The following is a 14,854-nucleotide window of genomic DNA, read 5'->3' as shown; positions in this document are numbered from 1 at the left end:
AACGCAGCATCACCGATGCGCAGGCACTTGTCGTACAAAGCCTAGCGGGTCGGCAGGTCCTTATCATCCGCATCCACCTGCTCCAACCCGGCCCGATCCCAGCCACCGCCCATGGCGGCGATGAGCTGCACACTGGCGGTGAGGCGGCTGCCGGTGAGGGTGAGCACGCTGCGCTCGTTGGACAGCGCCGTGGCCTGGCTGCTGACCACGCTGCTGTAGTCCTGCGTGCCGGCCTTGTACTGGTTGCTGACCAGGCGCAGGGCCTCACGGGCGGCGTCCAGCGCCTGCTGCTGCACCCCGCTCTCCTCTTCCAGCACGGCCAGTTGCACCAGGTAGTCCTCCACCTCGCGGAAGCTGGTGAGCACGGTCTGCCGGTAGGTGGCGACGGTCTGGTCATAGCTGGCCTCGGCCTGCTCCACCTGGGAGCGGATGCGGCCGCCGTCGAACAGGTTGAGGGCGAACTCGGGGCCGATGGACCAGAAGCGGTTGGGCGTGGTGATCCAGTCGTGCAGGCTGCTGGTGCGGTAGCCGCCGCTGGCGGTGAGGTTGAGGCTCGGGTAGTACGCGGCCTTGGCCACGCCGATCTGGGCGTTGGCGGCCATGACCTTGCGCTCGGCCGAAGCCACGTCGGGGCGGCGCTCCAGCAACTGGCTCGGCACCAGGGCCGGAACCGCCGGCAGGCTGGGGATGCCCTCCACCTCCGCCAGGCTGAAGGCCGACGGCGGCTCGCCGATCAGCACAGCGATGGCGTTCTCCAGCTGCGCCCGCTGGTACTTCAGGTCGATGGCCTGGGCCTCGGTGCTTCTCAGCTGGGTGGTGGCCTGGGCTACGTCGGCACGGGTGACGATGCCGGCGCGGAACTGGTTCTCGGTGAGCTTCAGGGCACGCTTGTAGGCCTCGACGGTGGCGTCCAGCAGGCGCTTCTGGGCGTCGAGCACGCGCAACTGCAGGTAGCTCTGCGCCAGCTGCGACTGCTGGCTGAGACGCACGGCCGCCAGGTCGGCGGCGCTGGCCTGGAGGCTGGCGTCGTCCGCCTCCAGCTGGCGGCGCAGCTTGCCCCACAGGTCCAGCTCCCAGCTCACGCCCAGGGTGGCGCTGTAGCTGTTGGAGATGGCGCCGCTGCCCCCGCCGCTGCTGACGGTGGAGCCGTCGGACAGGCGCACGGTGCTGCTGCTGCCGCCCTGGCCGGAGCGGGTCTTGCTGGCGTTGGCGTTCACCGAGGGGAAGAACGAGGCACTCGCGCCACGGGCCAGCGCCTGGGCCTGGCGGTACTGGGCGACGGACTGGGCGAGGGTCTGGTTGGAACGCTCCAGGCGCTGCTGCAGGTCGTTCAGCACCGGGTCGTTGTACAGCTCCCACCAGGCGCCACGGGCCAGGGTGTCGGCCGGCGCGGCGGCCTTCCAGCCCTCCACGTGCTTGAACTGGGCAGCGCTGGCTGCGTCCGGGCGCTGGTAGTCGGGGCCCACGGCGCAGCCGGCCAGGGCGACCGCAAGGGCCAGGGCCGGGAACAGAAGGCGGGCATGGGGGTTCATAGCGGTGTCTCCAGCGAAGCGTCGGTGCGCACGCCGCGCCAGCGGTTGAAGCGATGGCGCAGGCGGTCGAGGTACAGGTAGACCACGGGGGTGGTGTAGAGGGTGAGGATCTGGCTCAGCACCAGGCCGCCGATGATGGTCACACCCAGCGGCTGGCGCATCTCCGCGCCCTCGGCGCCGCCGATCAGCAACGGCACGGCACCGAGGATGGCCGCCAGGGTGGTCATCAGGATCGGCCGCAGGCGCAGCAGGCAGGCGCGGTGGATGGATTCCGCCGGCGACAGGCCGTCGTTGCGCTCCAGTTGCAGCGCCAGGTCGATCATCAGGATGGCGTTCTTCTTGACGATGCCGATGAGCAGGAACAGCCCCAGCAGCGAGATCAGGCTGAACTCGCCGCCCAGCAGCTGGATGGTCAGCAGCGCGCCCACCCCCGCCGACGGCAGCGTCGAGAGGATGGTCAGCGGGTGGATGTAGCTCTCGTAGAGAATGCCCAGCACCAGGTACACCAGCAGCAGCGCGGCGAGGATCATCCACGGCTGGTTCTGCTGGCTGCTGGCGAAGGCGTCGGCGGTGCCGCCCAGGCGCGCGATCACGCTGCTGGGCATGCCGATGGCCGCCACCGCCCGTTCGATGGCCACGGTGGCCTGGTCCAGGCTCACCCCCGGCGCCAGGTCGAAGGAGATGCTCTCCGAGGCGAACTGGCCCTCGTGGTTGACCCGGTCGTTCTCCAGGCTGCGCTCGTAGCGGGCGATGGCCGAGAGCGGCACGCGCTGGCCGTCGGCGGTGATCACCTGTACCTGCTCCAGGGTCGACGGGTCCTGGGCGTACTTCGGGTTCACCTCCATCACCACCTGGTACTGGTTGAGGGTGTCGTAGATGGTGGAGATCTGCCGCTGGCTGTAGGCGTTGTTGAGCACCGTGGTGACCATCGCCATGTCGATGCCCAGGCGCTTGGCCGCGTCCCGGTCCACCTTCAGGGTCACCTGCTGGGCGCCCTCGCCTTCCCGCGCGTCAATGGCGGTCAGCTCAGGCAGGGATTTCAACGCGTCGGTCACCTTGGGCAGCCAGGTGCGCAGGTCGGCCAGCTCGCCGGCCTGCAGCACGTACTCGTACTGGGAGCTGCGCTGCTCGCGGGAGCCGCCGGTCATGATGTCCTGGTCGGCCATCAGCATCAGCCGGCCGCCGGGCACCTGGGGCATTTCCTTGCGCAGCCGCTCGATCACCTTCTGGGCAGAAAGCTGGCGCTCCTTGATCGGCTTCAGCCGCACGATCATGAAGGCGTTGTTGATGCCGCCGCTGCCACCGATGAAACCGGCCACGCTCTCCACCGCCGGGTCCTTGAGCACCGCGCGGCGGAAGGTTTCCATCTTCGGCTGCATCACGCTGAACGACAGGCCGTCATCACCCCGTATGAAGCCGATCAACTGGCCGGTGTCCTGCTGCGGCAGGAAGGTCTTGGGCACGATCACGTAGAGCGCGACGTTGAGGCCGATGGTCACCAGCAGGCTGGCCAGGGTCAGGCGTGGGTGGCGCAGGGCCCAGCCGAGGCTCACGTCATAGAGCCGCGTCATGCGCTGGTGGATGGCCTCGCTCCAGCGTTGCATGCGGCTGTCGGCATTCGGCACGTGGGGCTTGAGCCAGCGCGCGCAGAGCATCGGCGTGAGCGTCAGCGACACCAGCAGCGACACCAGGATGGCCGCCGTCAGGGTCAGCGAGAACTCGCGGAACATGCGGTCGATGATGCCGCCCATGAACAGGATGGAGACGAACACCACCACCAGCGACAGGTTCATCGACAGCAGGGTGAAGCCCACCTCGCGGGTGCCCTGCAGCGCCGCCTTGAACGGCGGCATGCCCTCGTTGATGTGCCGGGCGATGTTCTCCAGCACCACGATGGCGTCGTCCACCACCAGCCCGGCAGCGAGGATCAGCGCCATCAGCGACAGCACGTTGAGGGAGAAGCCGCACAGGTACATCACCGCGAAGGTGCCCACCAGCGACACCGGCACCGCCAGCGCCGGGATCAGCGAGGCGCGCAGGCTGCCGAGGAACAGGTAGACGACCAGTATCACCAGCGCCACGGCGATCAGCAGGGTGCGCTCGGCCTCGTGCAGGGTCGCGCGGATCACCGGTGAGCGGTCCATGGCCAGGTTCAGCTTGACGCTGGCCGGCAGCACCGCCTGCAACGCCGGCAACTGGGCCTTGATGCTTTCGATGGTCTCGATGATGTTGGCGCCGGCCTGGCGGTTGATCACCAGCAGCACCGCGTCCTGGTCATTGAAGAAGCCGCTGTTGTAACGGTCCTCCACGGCGTCGCGCACCTTGGCCACATCGCCCAGGCGCAGGGCCGCGCCGTCCTGGTAGCGGAGGATCAGCGGCGCATAGTCGGCGGCCTTCTCCAGCTGGTCGCTGGCGCCCACCTGCCAGTGGCGCTCGGCGTCTTCCACCGCGCCCTTGGGGCGGCGCTGGTTGGCGGCGGCGATGGTCTTGCGCACGTCATCCAGGGCGATGCCGTACTGGTTGAGCAACTGCGGCTCCAGCTCCACCCGCACCGCCGGCAGCGAACTGCCGCCGATCTGCACCTCGCCCACGCCCTTAACCTGGGACAGGCTCTGGGCCAGGATGGTCGAGGCCAGGTCGTACAGCTGGCCCTTCTCCAGCACGTCGGAGGTCAGCGACAGCACCATGATCGGCGCCTGGGAGGGGTTGACCTTCTTGTAGGTGGGCATGCTGCGCATGCCGCTGGGCAACAGGTTGCGCGAGGCGTTGATGGCCGCCTGCACGTCGCGGGCGGCGCCGTTGATGTCCCGGTCCAGGTCGAACTGGATGATGATCCGCGTCGAGCCCTGGCTGGTGCGGCTGGTCATCTGGGTGATGCCCGAGAGCGTGCCCAGGGAGCGTTCCAGCGGCGTGGTGACGCTGGAGGCCATGATCTCCGGGCTGGCGCCGGGCAGGCTGGCCTGCACGGTGATCACCGGGAAGTCCATCTGCGGCAGCGGGGAGACCGGCAACAGGCCGAAGCTCATGCCGCCCAGCAGCATGATCGCCAGGCTCAGCAGCAGGGTCGCCACCGGCCGGCGGATGAAGGGAGCGGACAGGTTCACGGCGCCGCTCCGGCCGGGGCAGCCGGCACGAGACGCATCATGCCGCCACCCCTGCCGCGCTGCGGCCGGTGAAGCGCCGTGAGAGGCGGTCGAAGAACAGGTAGATGACCGGCGTGGTGAACAGCGTCAGCACCTGGCTCACCAGCAGGCCGCCCACCATCACCAGGCCCAGGGGCTGGCGCAGCTCCGCGCCGGAGCCGCTGGCGAGCATCAGCGGCACGGCGCCGAACAGCGCGGCCAGGGTGGTCATCAGGATCGGCCGGAAACGCAGCAGCGCCGCCTGGTAGATGGCCTCCTCCGGCGCCATGCCCTGGTGGCGCTCGGCCTCCAGGGCGAAGTCGATCATCATGATCGCGTTCTTCTTGACGATGCCGATTAGCAGGATGATGCCGATGATGGCGATCAGCCCCAGGTCATTGCCCGACAGCAGCAGCGCCGCCAGGGCGCCGACCCCGGCCGAGGGCAGCGTGGAGAGGATGGTCACCGGGTGGATGTAGCTCTCGTAGAGCACGCCGAGGACGATGTACATGGTCACCACCGCCGCCAGGATCAGCAGCAGCGTGCTCGACAGCGAGGCCTCGAAGGCCGCCGCCGCGCCCTGGAAGCGGGTCTGGATGCCTTCCGGCAGGCCGATGTCCTGCTGCACCCGCTCGATCACCTGCACCGCCTCGCCCAGGGCCACGCCCGGCGCCAGGTTGAAAGAGAGGTTCACTGCCGGGAACTGGCTGATGTGGTTCACCACCAGGGACGACTGGCGCTCCTGAATGCGCGCCAGGGCCGCAAGCGGCACCTGCACGCCGTCGGTGCCGGCCACCCGCAGCTGCTCCAGGGCCTTGGGCCCGATGCGATCACCGGTGGCGGACTCCAGCACCACGCGGTACTGGCTGGCCTGGGTGAAGATGGTGGAGATCTGCCGCTGGCCGAAGGCGTCGTAGAGCGCATCGGTGATGGCCGAGACCTCCACCCCCAGGCGCCCGGCCATGTCGCGGTCGATGTCCAGGTACACCTGCAGGCCCTTGTCCTGCAGGTCGCTGGCCACGTCGGACAGCTCCGGCTGCTGGCGCAAGGCGTCCACCAGCTTGCCGGTCCACTCGCGCAGCAGCTCGGCGTCCGGGGACTCCATGCTGAACTGGAACTGGGTACGGCTGACCCGGTCCTCGATGGTCAGGTCCTGCACCGGCTGCAGGTACAGGCGGATACCCACCAGGCGCTCCAGCTGCGGCTGCAGGCGCTGGATCACTTCGCTGGCGGTGACGTCGCGCTCGCCGTGGGGCTTGAGGTTGATCAGCATGCGCCCGCTGTTGAGGGTGACGTTGTCGCCGTCGACGCCGATGTAGGAGGTCAGGCTGGCCACCGCCGGGTCCTTGAGGATCACCTCGGCCGCCTGCTGCTGGCGCTCGCCCATGGCGCGGAACGACACCGACTGCGGCGCCTCGGTGATGCCCTGGATGACGCCGGTGTCCTGCACCGGGAAGAAGCCCTTGGGCACCGCCAGGTACAGCACCACGGTCAGCGCCAGGGTGCCCAGGGCCACCAGCAGGGTCAGCACCTGGTGGCGCAGCACCCAGCGCAGGCCATGGGAATAGCGCTCGATCATGCCGTCGATGAAGGCGCCGCTGGCGCGGTAGAAACGGCCCTGCTCCTTCTCCTCCGGCTCGGGCTTGAGCAGCCGCGCGCACATCATCGGCGTCAGGGTCAGCGACACCACCAGGGAGATCAGGATGGCCACCGCCAGGGTGATGGCGAACTCGCGGAACAGCCGCCCCACCACGTCGGCCATGAACAGCAGCGGGATCAGCACCGCGATCAGCGAGAAGGTCAGGGAGATCAGGGTGAAGCCGATCTGCCGGGCGCCCTTGAGCGCAGCCTCCAGCGGCGTGGCGCCCTCCTCCAGGTGGCGGGCGATGTTCTCCAGCATGACGATGGCGTCGTCCACCACGAAGCCGGTGGCGATGGTCAGCGCCATCAGCGTCAGGTTGTTCACCGAGAAGCCGGCCAGGTACATCACCCCGAAGGTGCCCACCAGGGACAGCGGCACGGCAATGGACGGGATCAGCGTGGCGCTGAAGCGGCGCAGGAACAGGAAGGTCACCATCACCACCAGGGCGATGGCCAGCATCAGCTCATGCTGCACGTCGCGCACCGAGGCTCGGATGGTCTGGGTGCGGTCGGTCAGCACCATCACGTCCAGGCCCGCCGGCAGGTTGGCGGTCATCTTCGGCAGCAGCTCCTGGATGCGGTCCACCACCTCGATGACGTTGGCGCCGGGCTGGCGCTGGATGTTCAGCAGCACGGCCTGGTTCTGGTTGGCCCAGGCGGCCAGGCGCTCGTTCTCGGCGCCTTCGACGATGGTGGCCACGTCCTTCAGGCGCAGCGCCGCACCGTTCTTGTAGGCGAGGATCAGGTTGGCGTACTCGTCCGCCGACTTCAGCTGGTCGTTGGCATCCAGCATGGAGGTGCGCGTCGGGCCGTCGAAGTTGCCCTTGGGCTGGTTGACGTTGGATGCGGTGATCAGCGAACGCACGCTGGAGAGGTTCAGGCCGTTGGCCGCGAGCGCCTCCGGGTTGACCTTGATGCGCACCGCCTGGCGCTGGCCGCCGGCGATGCTGACCATGCCGACGCCGCTGATCTGCGACAGCTTCTGCGCCATGCGCGTGTCCACCAGGGTGTGCAGCTGCGGCAGCGGCAAGGTGCGCGACATCACCGCCACGGTCAGCACCGGGGTGTCGGCGGGGTTGACCTTGTTGTAGACCGGCGGTGCCGGCAGGTCATTGGGCAGCAGGTTGGTGGCGGCGTTGATGGCCGCCTGCACTTCCTGCTCGGCCACGTCCAGCTGCACGTCCAGGTTGAAGCGCAGGGTGATCACCGAGGCGCCGCCGGAACTGGTGGAGGACATCTGGTCCAGCCCCGGCATCTGCCCGAACTGGCGCTCCAGCGGCGCGGTCACGGCGCTGGTCATCACGTCCGGGCTGGCCCCCGGGTAGAGCGTCATCACGCGGATGGTCGGGTAGTCCACCTCCGGCAGCGCCGACACCGGCAGCAGGCGGTAGGCGATCAGGCCGGCCAGCAGGATCGCCAGCATGCTCAGCGTGGTGGCGACCGGCCGCAGGATGAACAGGCGGGAGATGTTCATACGCCTTGTTCAGCCTTGCCGCCCTGCTCGCCCTTGTCGGCGCCTTGCAGTTGCTCGCTCGGCGCGGCCGGCACGGCATCGCTGTCGTGCACCACTTCCACCTCGCTGCCGTCGCGCAGGCGGTCGGTACCTTCCAGCACCACCCGCTCGCCGGCCTTGAGGCCACTGCGGATCACCGTGCGCTCACCGTCGCTGGGGCCGGTTTCGAGCTTCTGCACGCGCACCTTCTTCTCGCCGTCCAGCACGTAGGCGAAGGTGCCCTGGCTGCCGAACTGCACCGCAGCCGAGGGCACCAGCACGGCCTGGGCCAGGGTGTCGGCCAGCAGGCGCACGTTGACGAACTGGTTGGGGAACAGGGTCTCGCTGTCGTTGGCGAAGCGCGCCTTGAACTTCAGCGTGCCGGTGGTGGTGTCGATCTGGTTGTCCAGGCTCTGCAGCACGCCCTCGGCCTGCTTCAGGGTGTCGCCCCGGTCCCAGGCCTCCACCGGCATCGCCTGGCCGCTGCGGAAGCGGCTGACCACGCCAGGCAACTGGTTCTCCGGCAGGGTGAAGGTGACGCTGATGGGGCGGTTCTGGGTGATCACCACCAGCGGCGTGGTGTCGCCGGTGCCGACCTGGTTGCCCAGGTCCACCTGGCGCAGGCCGACGCGGCCGGCCACCGGCGCGCGCACCTGGGTGAAGCTGAGGTTCAGCTTGGCCTCGGCGACGGCGGCCTGGTTGGCCTTGACCGTGCCCTTGTACTGGCCCACCAGCGCTTCCTGGGTGTCCAGGGTCTGCTTGGCGATGCTGTCCTCGGCGTACAGGCCACGGTAGCGGGCCAGGTCGATCTCGGCGTTCTTCAGCTGCGCCTGGCTCTGCAAGAGCGTGCCTTCGGCCTGCTGCAGGGCGACCTGGTAGGGGCGCGGGTCGATCACCGCCAGCAGGTCGCCGGCCTTGACCTGCTGCCCTTCCTCGAAGGCCAGCTTGACCACCTCGCCGCTGACGCGGGCCTTGACGTTCACTGTGTTCAGCGCGGTGACCGTGCCGAGGGCCTTGTAGTAGACGGGGAAGTCACCCTGGGTGGCGGCGGCCACGCGCACCGGCACCGGGCCGCTGAACGGGCCGAAGCCCGGGCGCGCCATGCCGGCCGCTCCCGGACGGGTGCGGGGCTCCTCGGCCTTGTGGCCGGAGGCGGCGGGCCACAGCCACCAGATCAGCGCCACCAGGGCGAACAGACAGACGAGGATGAGCGGCCAGCGCCGGGCGGGACGAGCGTGCGGGTCTTGGATCGAGGGCATGATTCTGCGGTCGGTTCGTGCGAGAGCGTGCACGATAAGCACTCGGCGGGGCCAGGCAAAGCCTCTTTACCGCCTATTTACCCATTCCTGACTCCAGCGAAGTCGCGCCCTTGAGCGATGACGGCCCTCGGCGACCCACCGTGCAAATGTCACAACACCTTTCCGCCCCCGTTCTTGTCCATCCGCGCGTGCCGCGCGACCATGCGCGCTCGCCTTTCCGCTTCCTGGGAGTGCCCCGTGTTCGAACGACTCAAGCAGCAGTTCTCCACCCTGCGCAGCCGCGCCGATTTCCACGCCCTGCGCATCGTCCGCCAGAGCGGCGAGCACTGCCAGGTACGGCGCAACGTCGCCGAGCCGCCGTTCTTCTCCAGCGACCTGGGCGCCATGCTCAGCGTGCGCATCGGCGGCGTCGAAGCCTACGCCGCCACCAGCGACCTGAGCACCGCCGGCCTGCAGCGCGCCCTCGACCTGGCCGAAGCGCGCGCCCGGCTGATCGCCCCGTACAACCTGGTCGACGCCCGCGTCGCGCCGCCCCAGGGCCGCGCCGACTACCGCTCCCCCGGCCTCGACCAGCCGCTGCCCGGCATCGCCGAGCGCATCGAACTGCTGCGCGAGGAATCCGCCGCGGTGCCCGCCGACCCGCGCCTGGTCAACTGGACCCTGCTGCTCAGCGTCGACCGCCACGAGCAGCTCTACCTCAACAGCGCCGGCGCCGAGCACTGGCAGGAGCTGCAATTCGTCTACCCCGGCGCCAGCGTCACCGCCTTCGACGGCCACGACAGCCAGACCCGCAGCTTCGGCGGCTACCACGGCGGCCAGCAGGGCGGTGCCGAGGTCATCCAGCGCCTGGGGCTGCGCGGCGCGGCCCCGCGCGTGGCCGACGAGGCGCTGCAGCTGCTGCTGGCGCCCAACACCCCGGAAGGTCCGCGCGACCTGCTGCTGATGCCCGAGCAGATGATGCTGCAGATCCACGAATCCATCGGCCACCCGCTGGAGCTGGACCGCATCCTCGGCGACGAGCGCAACTACGCCGGCACCAGCTTCATCCGCCAGGAAGACTGCGGCCACTACCAGTACGGCTCGGCGCTGCTCAACGTCAGCTTCGACCCGGGCATCCCCGAGGAGCTGGCCAGCTACGGCCATGACGACGACGGCAGCGCCGCCCGGAAGACCCTGCTGATCGAGAAGGGCCTGCTCCTGCGGCCCCTCGGCGGCGCCCTCTCGCAACAACGCAGCGGCCTGCCGGGCGTGGCCAACAGCCGCGCCTGCAGCTGGAACCGCGCGCCCATCGACCGCATGGCCAACCTCAACATCGAGCCCGGCGACCAGCGCCTGGAGCAGCTGATCGGCGGCATCGAGCGCGGCATCCTGATGACCACCAACCGCTCCTGGTCCATCGACGACGCCCGCAACAAGTTCCAGTTCGGCTGCGAATGGGGCCAGCTCATCGAAAACGGCGAGCTCAAGGGTGTGGTGAAGAACCCCAACTACCGGGGCATCTCCGCCAGCTTCTGGCGCAGCCTCGCGGCGGTGGGCGACGCCAGCACCTTCGAAGTGCTCGGCACCCCCTTCTGCGGCAAGGGCGAGCCCAACCAGGTGGTACGGGTGGGCCATGCCTCCCCCGCCTGCGTATTCAGCCAGGTCGACGTATTCGGAGGTGCCGCCTGATGAGCATCCAGATCGACGCCCGCGAAGCCGGCTTCGCCGCCCTCGCCGAATCCCTGCGCCAGGCCATGCGCCCCGGCGAGGACTTCACCCTGTGGTACAGCGCCGAGGCCTCCGACTTCATCCGCTTCAACCACGCCCGCGTGCGCCAGGCCGGCCACGTGTCCCAGGCCGGGGCCACCCTGCAGCTGATCGCCGCCGAGCGCCAGGCGCAGATGGCCGTCACCCTCTCCGGCCAGCCGGACGAAGACCGCCAGCGCCTGGCCGACGGCCTCGAACGCCTGCGCGCAGTGATCGGCCAGTTGCCGCCCGATCCCTACCTGATGCCCGACCGCACGCCCTGGCAGCGGCGCCACGTCGACACCCAGCCGCTGCCCGACCCGGCCGCCGTGCTGCCTTGCATCAGCGCCGCCGCCGAAGGCCTGGACCTGGTCGGCATCTACGCCGCCGGCCCGCTCTACCGGGGCTTCGCCAACAGCTGGGGCGCCTTCGGCTGGCACAGCGCCCATTGCTTCAACTTCGACTTCAGCCTGTTCCACGCCAACGGCCAGGCGGTGAAGGCCGACTACGCCGGCCAGGGCTGGAACGACGACGAATTCCATCGCCGCTTCGCCGCCGCCCGCGCCCAGCTGGAGCACCTGGGCAAGCCGCTGCGCGTGCTGGCACCCGGCGGCTACCGCGCCTACATCGCCCAGGCGGCGCTGGAGGAGATCACCGGCATGCTCTGCTGGGGCGGCTTCTCCGCCCGCGCCCTGGCGACCAAGGAAAGCCCGCTGCAACGCCTGGACGGCGACGGCGCCCGCTTCAGCCCGCTGCTGGGCCTGCACGAACAGGTGGCCGGTGCCCTGTCCCCGGCCTTCACCGCCGAAGGCTCGCCGCGCAGCGATGTCGCCCTCATCGAACAAGGGCGCCTCACCGGTCGCCTGGTGGGTTCGCGCAGCGCCCGTGAATACGGCCTGGCCGGCAACGGCGCCAGCGGCGACGAGAGCCCCCAGGCCCTGGTGATGGACGCCGGCACCCTGCCCGAGGCGGACGCCCTCGCCGCCCTCGGCACCGGCCTCTACATCGGCAACCTCTGGTACCTGAACTGGTCCGACCTGCCCGCCGCCCGCATCACCGGCATGACCCGCTTCGCCACCTTCTGGGTGGAGGACGGCCGCATCCAGGCGCCGGTCAGCACCATGCGCTTCGACGACAGCCTCTTCGACCTCTTCGGCGAGCAGCTCGAAGCCCTCACCGCCGAACGCCAGCTGCGCCTCTCCGCCAGCACCTACGGCGAACGCCAGACCCTCTCCTCCCTGCTCCCCGGCGCCCTGGTCAAGCGCCTGCAGCTCACCCTGTGAGCCCCCGCCCGGCCCAGGCGCCCTGGGCCGGGCCGGCTCAGTCGGCCGTACCCTTGGCCGGGCGCACGTGGCGCGGCAGCACGGCGAGGAAGTTGTCCCGTGCCACCTGGCGCGCCACCGCCTCGGGCAAGGCATCAAGGAAGGGGTCGTAGGCGCTCAGGTACTCGCCCAGGCCGTCGAAGCGGCCGACCACGTCGGAGCCGAGCATGAAGCGCTCGGGGTAGCGCTTCACCAGCGCCACCCACTGCGGGTCGGCGCGGCCGTCCCGGTCCAGCAGGTAGGGCTGCAGTACCGTCCAGGACAGGTCCACATAGAGGTTCGGGTAGCTCTCCAGCAGGCGCTCCAGGGTCGGCAGGAGGAAGTCCAGCTTCGTCTGGTGGCGGTGGATCTCCTTGCTGGTGCCGGCGTGGGCCCAGATGAAGCGCACGTGGGGGTGGTTGCGCAGCGGCTCTTCCAGCTCCGCCAGGTACAGCGGGTTACGCTCGCGCTTGGAGGTGATGTTGGAGTGCAGCATCACCGGCAGGTCGTATTCGGCGGCCAGGTGGTAGACGCGGGCCATGGCCTCGTTGTTGGCCCGTGGCGTGTCGCCGTCGATCAGGGCGGTGAGGTCGTCATGGCGGGTGAACACCTCGCCAATCCCCTGCCACAGCCCCGGGTCCAGCTCCAGCATCCGGCGGATGTGGGCATCGGCGTTCTTGTCGTTGGGGTTGAAGCCGCTGAGGAAGGGGTGGAAGCGCCCGCGTTGCGCCTCCGGCAGGCGCTTCACCGCATCGGCCACCAGCACGTCGGTGGCGCTGTACCAGTAGGCGCCGGCATCGTCGCCGGCGTAGTAGCGCGGGCGCTTGGGCTCGTCCTCGTGCCACTTCTTGGCCACCGGCACGCCGGCAATCATCACGTGGTCGATGGCGCCCTTGTCCATGGCCTCAAGCAGCGGGCGCATGCCGTCGCTTTCCTGGAAGAAGTCCACGTAATGCAGGTGCGCGTCGCTGTAGTGGTAGTCACGCGCCTGCGCCGCCAGCGCGCAGAACGCCAGCAGCGTGGCCAGGCAGGTTCGGGTCAGGGGCAAGGCAAAGTCCTCCAGGGTGCTTGCCGAGGTAGACCCGCGCTTCGCTTGCCGGGTTCAGAGAATGATCTGACCGGATTTACGGATTATGCTTGCCCAGCTGCCACGAGAGCCTTCGCCATGAAACGCTGCCTCCCGCTGCTTCTCGCCTGTGTTGCCTGCACCGTCGGCGCTGCCGAGCGCCTGGTCTACCCGATGCATTCCCACGGTGCCGACCCGGAGGCGTACGTGGTCGAGCTGCTGCGGCTGGCCCTGGACCACAGCGGCGGCGACTACCGCCTGGAGCCCAGCCTCGAACCGGTGCCGCAGTCCCGCGCCCAGTACTCCCTGGAGCAGAACGACGGCAACTTCCAGGTGATGTGGACCATGACCACCCGAGAGCGCGAGGCGGTGCTCGCGCCCATCCGCATCCCCATCTACAAGGGCCTGATCGGCTGGCGCGTCCCGCTGGTACGGGCAGACCAGGCCCAGCGCCTGGCCGCTGTCACCAGCCTGGACGCGCTCAAGGCGCTGCGCATCGGCCAGCGCCATGACTGGCCCGACACCGCCATCCTGCGTGCCAACGGCCTGACCGTGCTCACCTCGCCGAGCTACGAAGGCCTGTTCCGCATGCTCCAGGCCGGGCGCTTCGACCTCTTTCCCCGCGAGGTGGTGGTGGCCTGGGACGAAGAGAAACGGGCCCGCGAACAGGGCCTCGACCTCGCCGTCGACGAACACCTGGTGCTGCACTACCCCACCGCCTTCTACTTCTTCACCTCGAAGGCACGCCCCGACCTCGCGACCGCCATCGAGCGCGGGCTGGAAGGCGCGATCGCCGACGGCAGCTACGACGCACTCTTCCAGCGCACCCACGGCGAGAGCATCCGCCGCGCCCGCCTAGACCAGCGCCGGGTGATCGAGCTGCAGAACCCCGACCTGCCCGACACGGTGCCCCTCGGCCGCGCGGAGCTCTGGTACGACCCGCTGGCGCGCCCGGCCAGCGCCCGCAACGCCAGGGCGGACGGAAAATCCCGGGAACACCCGGCCCGCTTGCAGGCTCCAAACACCAAGGCCCCCGTGCACACGCCGGGAGCCCCATGAACCCACGACCCGAGGACTGCCGATGACCATCACCGTCACCACCGAATCCGCCGACGGCTACCGCCACGCCATCCGCGTCGACGAAACCCACGCGTTGTTCACCGACATGCCCAAGACCCTGGGCGGCGAAGGCAGCGCGCCCGAACCCCATGACTACTTCGACACCGCCCTCGGCGCCTGCAAGGCGCTGACCGTCACCTACTACGCGCGCCAGCACGACATCCCGCTGACCGGCGTGGGCGTGGAAGTGGTCCACGACAGCAGCCGCGAGAAGGAGGGCCACTACGGCGTGAGCGTGAAGTTGACCCTGCGCGGCGCCCTCACAGACGAGCAGCGCGCCACCCTGCTGCGCATCGCCGACAAGTGCCCGATCCACAAGCTGATGACCACCACCGAGGTGAAGATCGAAACGCGCCTGGCCGAAGGCAACTTCAGCCAGTGACGCCACCGGCTCCGGCGCGGCGCTATGCTTGCCGCTCAGCCCGCCGGAGCCGGTGGCGTCACTGGCTGAAGTTGCCTTCGGCCAGGCGCGTTTCGATCTTCACCTCGGTGGTGGTCATCAGCTTGTGGATCGGGCACTTGTCGGCGATGCGCAGCAGGGTGGCGCGCTGCTCGTCTGTGAGGGCGCCGCGCAGGGTCAACTTCACGCTCACGCCG

The 14,854-nt window shown here is 69.3% G+C and carries 9 protein-coding genes and 1 pseudogene; 4 read left to right on the top strand and 6 right to left on the bottom strand.

All coding sequences use genetic code 11. The features are described from left to right. Positions 1–41: 41 nt before the first annotated feature. From SZ55_RS08500 to SZ55_RS08485, 4 genes are read right to left on the bottom strand one after another with little or no spacing between them, the layout of a single operon-like run. Complete coding sequence (locus tag SZ55_RS08500; RefSeq protein ID WP_044404167.1) at positions 42–1,532, bottom strand: efflux transporter outer membrane subunit; 1,491 nt, start codon at positions 1,530–1,532, stop codon at positions 42–44. Beyond that, entirely contained in the window at positions 1,529–4,636 is a 3,108-nt protein-coding gene (locus SZ55_RS08495; RefSeq protein WP_044404165.1) for an efflux RND transporter permease subunit, read from the bottom strand. The genes SZ55_RS08500 and SZ55_RS08495 overlap by 4 nt, the downstream gene beginning before the upstream one ends. A 37-nt stretch (positions 4,637–4,673) precedes the next feature. Continuing rightward, positions 4,674–7,769, bottom strand: coding sequence for an MdtB/MuxB family multidrug efflux RND transporter permease subunit (locus SZ55_RS08490; protein WP_044404163.1), 3,096 nt, complete (start codon positions 7,767–7,769; stop codon positions 4,674–4,676). Continuing rightward, the gene (locus tag SZ55_RS08485; RefSeq protein WP_044404161.1) at positions 7,766–9,046 is read right to left on the bottom strand and encodes an MdtA/MuxA family multidrug efflux RND transporter periplasmic adaptor subunit; all 1,281 of its coding nucleotides are present in this window, start codon (positions 9,044–9,046) and stop codon (positions 7,766–7,768) included. The genes SZ55_RS08490 and SZ55_RS08485 overlap by 4 nt, the downstream gene beginning before the upstream one ends. Before the next feature lie 237 nt (positions 9,047–9,283). On the opposite strand from SZ55_RS08485, the gene SZ55_RS08480 reads away from it, so the two are divergent. Next, positions 9,284–10,714: a TldD/PmbA family protein gene (locus SZ55_RS08480; protein WP_044404159.1), complete on the top strand. Its 1,431-nt coding sequence runs from the start codon at positions 9,284–9,286 to the stop codon at positions 10,712–10,714. Next, entirely contained in the window at positions 10,714–12,054 is a 1,341-nt protein-coding gene (locus SZ55_RS08475; RefSeq protein WP_044404158.1) for a TldD/PmbA family protein, read from the top strand. The genes SZ55_RS08480 and SZ55_RS08475 overlap by 1 nt, the downstream gene beginning before the upstream one ends. Before the next feature lie 37 nt (positions 12,055–12,091). On the opposite strand, the gene SZ55_RS08470 is transcribed toward SZ55_RS08475, so the two are convergent. Continuing rightward, positions 12,092–13,135, bottom strand: coding sequence for an amidohydrolase family protein (locus SZ55_RS08470; protein ID WP_394340254.1), 1,044 nt, complete (start codon positions 13,133–13,135; stop codon positions 12,092–12,094). 102 nt (positions 13,136–13,237) lie between these two features. Between SZ55_RS08470 and SZ55_RS08465 the strand changes: the two genes are divergently transcribed. Beyond that, complete coding sequence (locus tag SZ55_RS08465; protein ID WP_052807560.1) at positions 13,238–14,197, top strand: substrate-binding periplasmic protein; 960 nt, start codon at positions 13,238–13,240, stop codon at positions 14,195–14,197. A 22-nt stretch (positions 14,198–14,219) separates the two neighbouring features. Beyond that, complete coding sequence (locus SZ55_RS08460) at positions 14,220–14,639, top strand: OsmC family protein (RefSeq protein WP_044404154.1); 420 nt, start codon at positions 14,220–14,222, stop codon at positions 14,637–14,639. Between the two features lie 58 nt (positions 14,640–14,697). On the opposite strand, the pseudogene SZ55_RS08455 reads toward SZ55_RS08460, so the two are convergent. Then, positions 14,698–14,854: pseudogene (locus SZ55_RS08455) on the bottom strand (OsmC family protein); the annotation flags it as partial.

It is taken from the genome of Pseudomonas sp. FeS53a (genome assembly GCF_000931385.1).
Lineage (GTDB): Bacteria > Pseudomonadota > Gammaproteobacteria > Pseudomonadales > Pseudomonadaceae > Metapseudomonas > Metapseudomonas otitidis.
The sequence above is the reverse complement of the archived record's forward strand: the minus strand, read 5'-3'. Positions and strand labels throughout refer to the sequence as shown.

Bases quoted from the DNA above. Each gene is read 5' to 3' on its own strand.
- SZ55_RS08500 (WP_044404167.1), bottom strand. From the start codon at position 1,532: ATGAACCCCCATGCCCGCCTTCTGTTCCCGGCCCTGGCCCTTGCGGTC.
- SZ55_RS08490 (WP_044404163.1), bottom strand. From the start codon at position 7,769: ATGAACATCTCCCGCCTGTTCATCCTGCGGCCGGTCGCCACCACGCTG.
- SZ55_RS08485 (WP_044404161.1), bottom strand. From the start codon at position 9,046: ATGCCCTCGATCCAAGACCCGCACGCTCGTCCCGCCCGGCGCTGGCCG.
- SZ55_RS08475 (WP_044404158.1), top strand. From the start codon at position 10,714: ATGAGCATCCAGATCGACGCCCGCGAAGCCGGCTTCGCCGCCCTCGCC.
- SZ55_RS08465 (WP_052807560.1), top strand. From the start codon at position 13,238: ATGAAACGCTGCCTCCCGCTGCTTCTCGCCTGTGTTGCCTGCACCGTC.
- SZ55_RS08460 (WP_044404154.1), top strand. From the start codon at position 14,220: ATGACCATCACCGTCACCACCGAATCCGCCGACGGCTACCGCCACGCC.